The sequence below is a fragment of the Daejeonella sp. genome (genome assembly GCF_044232565.1).
In the GTDB taxonomy this organism is placed as follows: Bacteria; Bacteroidota; Bacteroidia; order Sphingobacteriales; family Sphingobacteriaceae; genus Daejeonella.
In genome coordinates this window covers 1-5206 of record NZ_JBIILQ010000198.1, presented here as the reverse complement: position 1 = coordinate 5206, position 5206 = coordinate 1, and the positions used below count along the sequence as shown (strand labels likewise).

Genomic DNA, 5206 nt, shown 5'->3' with positions numbered 1-5206 from the left:
GTTCGCCGTGTATGCTCCGGACGATTATAAACGAAAAGTGCTATTGGAGCAAAATTTTGCATGATTTATCTAAAATTTTATTGATATGCTTAAAGAAAACAATTCCATGATGCAAGGGTTTTCATTAAAATGAATAAAAATCAGCTGAATATGGTCCATTATTGATTTAGTTCAGCTTCCGTAAATGCTTTTTCTCTACTCTTATACTTAGCACGAATTTCTGTGACCGATTTAGATGACACCTTATCTGCTTTATTAGACCAAGAATTTCGGATGTAATTTGCAACTTGTGCGATATCCTCATCTGAAAAGCTTGTGTTTGAAGCAATTCCAGGCATTTCTCCACTTATTTCCGGAGCCTTGTATAGCCTTTCACCAATTTTTATCGGTCCGCTTAAACCATAGAGAATAACTTTAATCAATCTGCTTTTATCACCTGTAACCCAATCCGACTTATTTAAAGGGGGTGCCAAGCCATTAATACCAGTGCCATCAGCTCCATGGCAAGTCTGGCAGATTGAACGAAACAGGCTAGCTCCTTTCGGGTATTCCTTGGAAGCATCCAAATTGGATACACTCTTTTTAGAGAGCTCATCCATTAGTTTTTTCAATCGCTTACTAATGACCGTACTTGAATCTGCTGCAAGCGCTTTATGAAATTCGGCTTCCTTCTTAGCCAAATTACTAATCACCGCATCAGCAGTAAAACTATTATTTGGATATTTTTTCGCTAAATCAATCAAAAACTGTCGCGCATTTGTCGAATCATATTTAGCAATAAATGGGTTTAGAAATCCTAAATAAGGTGCAGCTAATGCATCATTTTGAACCAGCATAAACCTGAACACGGCCAAAAACTCTGTATAATTTTCTTTGTTGATTACTGAAGGAACCAAACTTAATGCCTGCATACGAATGGTCCAATTTTCATTTTTGAGCAAGGGTAGAATATCTTCCTTTTTCAAAACAGAAAGACCTTCCATTGCCCAGAGAGCATGAATTGCCGTGAGCGGACGATCAGTTCTACTTGCAAATTCACGCAATGGCTTTTCTAATTGCTTATCTTTTGAATCCACAATTAATTGTTGCGCCTTGTTTCGAATCCAGCCATTTGAATGGTCTAATTGCTGAACTAATCGTTTTTTGTCTGTATAAAAAATTGATTTAGGGTTTTTAATACCCTTCGGACTTACTTTATAAATGCGACCTGAATTTAGGGGTTTAGATAATTCTCTTGCCTTAATTTGACCTTTTAAATAGGGTGTTAAATACGTTTTATGCTGAATAATTCCGCGGTACATATCTACAATGTATAGGGCACCATCGGGACCAACACTGAGGTTTACCGGTCTGAATCTTTCATCTGTACTAGCTAAAAATTCTCTATCGGAATAGGCTTGTTTACCATTTACAGTATAACCTGCATTTGATAAAATATTACGCTTGATGAGGTTCCCTGCAGGCTCTGCAACAAAAGCATTGCCATAATAAGCTTCCCCAAACATTTTACTAGTGAAAATTACTGGTCCGCAGGCTGCAGTAAAATTGACCAATTTGAGGCTATCATCCAAAATACCCTCCATGTAAGCCCGGTTCACTCCCGGCGTCTGTCGGATAGGAAAAACCCGATTATTTTTAATGATACTTTCTGAAAAACCAGACAATCTCTGTTGATTATCATTGGAAGCACCTAAACCTGGGGTAAAATAATCGCCTTGCAGGTTCTCAGAGTTATTATTGTAGAAAAGTCGGCCTTGATCATCTTGTGAAATACCCCACTGACCTCTGAAATGTGTTCTTTCAATCAGCCATTTACCGTTCATTTTTCGGTAACGTTTACCAGATTTGGCGCTATAAATCCAATTATCTAATGCCCTTAACAAACCATTTGGTTGATGTTCTACATTGCCACCCTCGGCATAAGTGCCATCAACAAGAACTTTAGAAATAGCTCGATCATTGGAGATCTCATAGAACCATAAATTTGGTGATTCTGCTACCAAGATGCCATTTTCATAAAAACTAAAGGCACGAGGAAGAACAAGTGAGTCAAGAAATACTTTTCTATCGTCCATTCTTCCATCGCCATTTTTATCACTTAATATCACAATTTTACCAGTTGGAAGCTCCTCCCCTGTACCCAAAGTATCGGGCATATAATTCTCCATTTCAACCACCCAAATGCGACCTTTATCATCAAAAAGCATGGCTACTGGCGCACTTAAAAGAGGCTCATTGGCAACGATTTCAATTTTAAAACCATCCTCAAGCCTCATCGTTCTTATCGATTCTTCAGCAGAAAGAACTGGCGATTTAGAAAACTCGTCTTTCAAACCAACGGTATCAATAGTAGGATTTCTAAATGTATAATCATTGATTCTGCCACCAGAAATCAGTTGCAGAAAAAAGACGAGTAGTATAGGAATTGAAAATAGAATGGCCTTCATCGCGCTAAAGCTTTATTCGTTTATTTTAAAATATTGAGGTATAATAATGCATTTATTGCTATTTAACCCTCCCAATTTATTAAATACCTAAGCAGTTGGAATCTTTATAAAATACAGAGGTCGATTTACGATAAAATAAACCGGGTGAAATCCCGCTAAATGAAAGCTCTTTAAATCCATTACTTTTAAAGAATTGGATTGCTTCGGCATAATGTTCCCGTTCTGAGTCGTCTAAAACAACTACTCCCTTATTGCTCAAAGCGGACAAAGATTCAAGGCAGCAATTTACACGATCACGACCATCAACAATAATGATGTCAAATTTAACATCCATACTAGCCGGCATTTTACTGTATTTTCCGCCCTTCTCAAGCGCACAAAAAATCATTTCTGAATTTGCCGATTTTGAAGATGATATTTTAGCGAACCATTCTTCATCATGCTCCACAGATACCACTTTTAACGCGCGCTTAGCATAGTACAAAGTAGAATTTCCAGAACCAAATTCAAAAACAGCATGATCCTTTTGAATACGATCAGAAATAAAGTCGATAAAGGAATAGGTAACCCAAGGAATAGGCTCGCCATCACGTCCAACAGCCGATTTTGTTTCTAAAGCCTTAAACCAGCCAATTTCTGATAGATAACCTTTTATACCAAATGAAAGCAAGGTTTTTATCCTTGCAGGGTTTATTAAACTAGTATAGGATTCCGTTCTTTTCAACGCTTTGCAATTTTTTGAATAAGTGAAATTAAAAATAGTGATTTCAGCATTAATATTCCTTGTCTCCGAGTCTTAGGAAAGACAAGAATAAAGAAAGTTGCTGAAAAGTAAGCAATCAATGTCGCAAATGCAGCTCCTTGAAGTCCGTACAAAGGTATCCATAAAAAACCTAAAACTACATTCACCACAGCACCCGCTCCTGTTCTATAAAGCGAATATTTGGTATAGCCCTCGGCTATTAAATATTGACCGCTGGCACTCCCTAAAAACACAAAAACACCAGCCCAAATATGAATAGACAATATTTTTGCTCCTTCGGCAAACTCAGCGGCGTAAAAATAAGTATAGATATAAGGAGAGGCAAAGGTCATAAATATGGCAATAGTCAGACTAATCACCATCATCAAATCATATAAATCTCTCAGTCTTTTTTGATAGCGTAAGGGATCATCTCTGCGCGCGTTCATGATAGCCGGGAAAATAGAGCTAACAATGGCTACAGGAATAAAATACCAACTTTCGCTCCAGTTTACCACTGTTGAATAGACTCCAAGAGCGGCTACCCCCAAAAAACTTTCAACCATGAGCTGTCCTATTTTCATGTACACAGTAACCAGAATTGCCGAAAAAGCCAGTGGCCACGAATGTTTCAGAAGGTTTAATGCTAAGTTTCCTTCAAATTGCCATTCCGATACTTTATTAGACCTAAGTTTGTACACGATTAAATATCCAACACCTATAAGCACCGCATCAACTAGTAAAGTCCAGATAAACCAATACAAAGGTGCAGAAATAGCAATCAGGATTAATTTTAAGGCTGCAGACAATAGATTAGCTGCCACTTGAACCATCATCACGTATTTCCCCTGAACCTGAGATTGGAAATAGCTATCGATAATATTTAGAGATTGTGCCAAGCCAATACCAGAAGCAATTAAAATATAGCTTATGGGAATTTCTGAATCATTGCCCTTAAAAAGTAAAAATGCGGCAGCAGCTAAAGGAATGATAATTATTCCAGCTAAAAATCGCATTCGAAAGGCGGTACCTAAAAGCTTATTTTTATTAGCTGGTGCTGCAAGTAATTCGCGAGTGATAAAACCATCAAGTCCCAAGGCCGCAATGGCAATAAAAAACGTAACGAAGACAAGCGGATAGTTTAACAAGCCGTTATTTGCCCTCCCTAAGTAGTTTGCCACCGCAATTCCCGCAAGAATTTTAATGATTAAGCTACCCACTCGGGCAAGAAATAGCCAGCCCGTGTTTTTCAGGTATTTATTAAACGCTTGCTGGTCGAAACCAGGCACCACTGGAAACTTCATTAGAACAAAATAATTAAATTTTTGATCTTTAATAATTAATATTAAAGGTGGCAATTTTTTTCTTAGCCAACACCCTTAAACAAGAAAAGGCTCAGTTTACACCGAGCCTTTTTATTTATTAGCAGAATAAATTCTGTTAATTATTGATTTACAAACTTCTTTGCATTGACCTTACGTTCGTTTTCACTTAGGTAGATCTTACGTAAACGCATGCTTTTAGGAGTAATCTCAATGTACTCATCAGCCTGGATATATTCCATTGCTTCTTCCAAAGAGAATTTAATAGCTGTAGCAATACGGGCGTTATCATCAGTACCTGATGCGCGCATATTGGTTAATGCTTTTCCTTTAACAACGTTTACTACAAGGTCATTATCACGAATGTGCTCACCCATGATCTGTCCTTCATAAACCTCTACACCTGGTTCTATAAAGAAGCGACCACGATCTTGTAATTTATCGATGGAGTATGCAGTAGTTGAACCTTTTTCCATAGAAACAAGAACACCATTCAAACGGCCCGGGATATTCCCTTTCCACGGCTCGTAAGACTTAAAACGGTGTGCCATAATTGCTTCACCGGCAGTTGCTGTTAATACATTATTACGTAAACCTATTATTCCACGTGCTGGAATCTCAAACTCTAGGTGTTGAAGATCTCCTTTTGGTTCCATGATTAGTAATTCACCTTTACGCTGAGTTACTAGCTCAAT

At 37.8% G+C, this 5206-nt stretch carries 3 protein-coding genes and 1 pseudogene; all 4 read right to left on the bottom strand.

Annotated features, from left to right (window positions below):
* Positions 1 to 158: 158 nt before the first annotated feature.
* On the bottom strand, positions 159 to 2447 hold the full coding sequence (locus tag ACILQF_RS10270; protein WP_395627318.1) for a c-type cytochrome: 2289 nt from the start codon (positions 2445 to 2447) through the stop codon (positions 159 to 161).
* A gap of 79 nt (positions 2448 to 2526) precedes the next feature.
* On the bottom strand, positions 2527 to 3171 hold the full coding sequence (locus ACILQF_RS10265) for an FkbM family methyltransferase (RefSeq protein ID WP_395627317.1): 645 nt from the start codon (positions 3169 to 3171) through the stop codon (positions 2527 to 2529).
* Positions 3168 to 4493 carry a flippase gene (locus ACILQF_RS10260; RefSeq protein ID WP_395627316.1) on the bottom strand — a complete coding sequence of 442 codons (1326 nt, stop codon included), beginning with the start codon at positions 4491 to 4493 and terminating at the stop codon, positions 3168 to 3170. Before ACILQF_RS10260 ends, ACILQF_RS10265 begins: the two co-directional genes overlap by 4 nt.
* A 140-nt stretch (positions 4494 to 4633) precedes the next feature.
* A pseudogene (locus ACILQF_RS10255) lies at positions 4634 to 5206 on the bottom strand (translational GTPase TypA); the annotation flags it as partial.

What these genes read in the sequence shown, in the direction of transcription:
- ACILQF_RS10270 (WP_395627318.1), bottom strand. Translation starts at nt 2,447, where the DNA reads ATGAAGGCCATTCTATTTTCAATTCCTATACTACTCGTCTTTTTTCTG.
- ACILQF_RS10260 (WP_395627316.1), bottom strand. Translation starts at nt 4,493, where the DNA reads ATGAAGTTTCCAGTGGTGCCTGGTTTCGACCAGCAAGCGTTTAATAAA.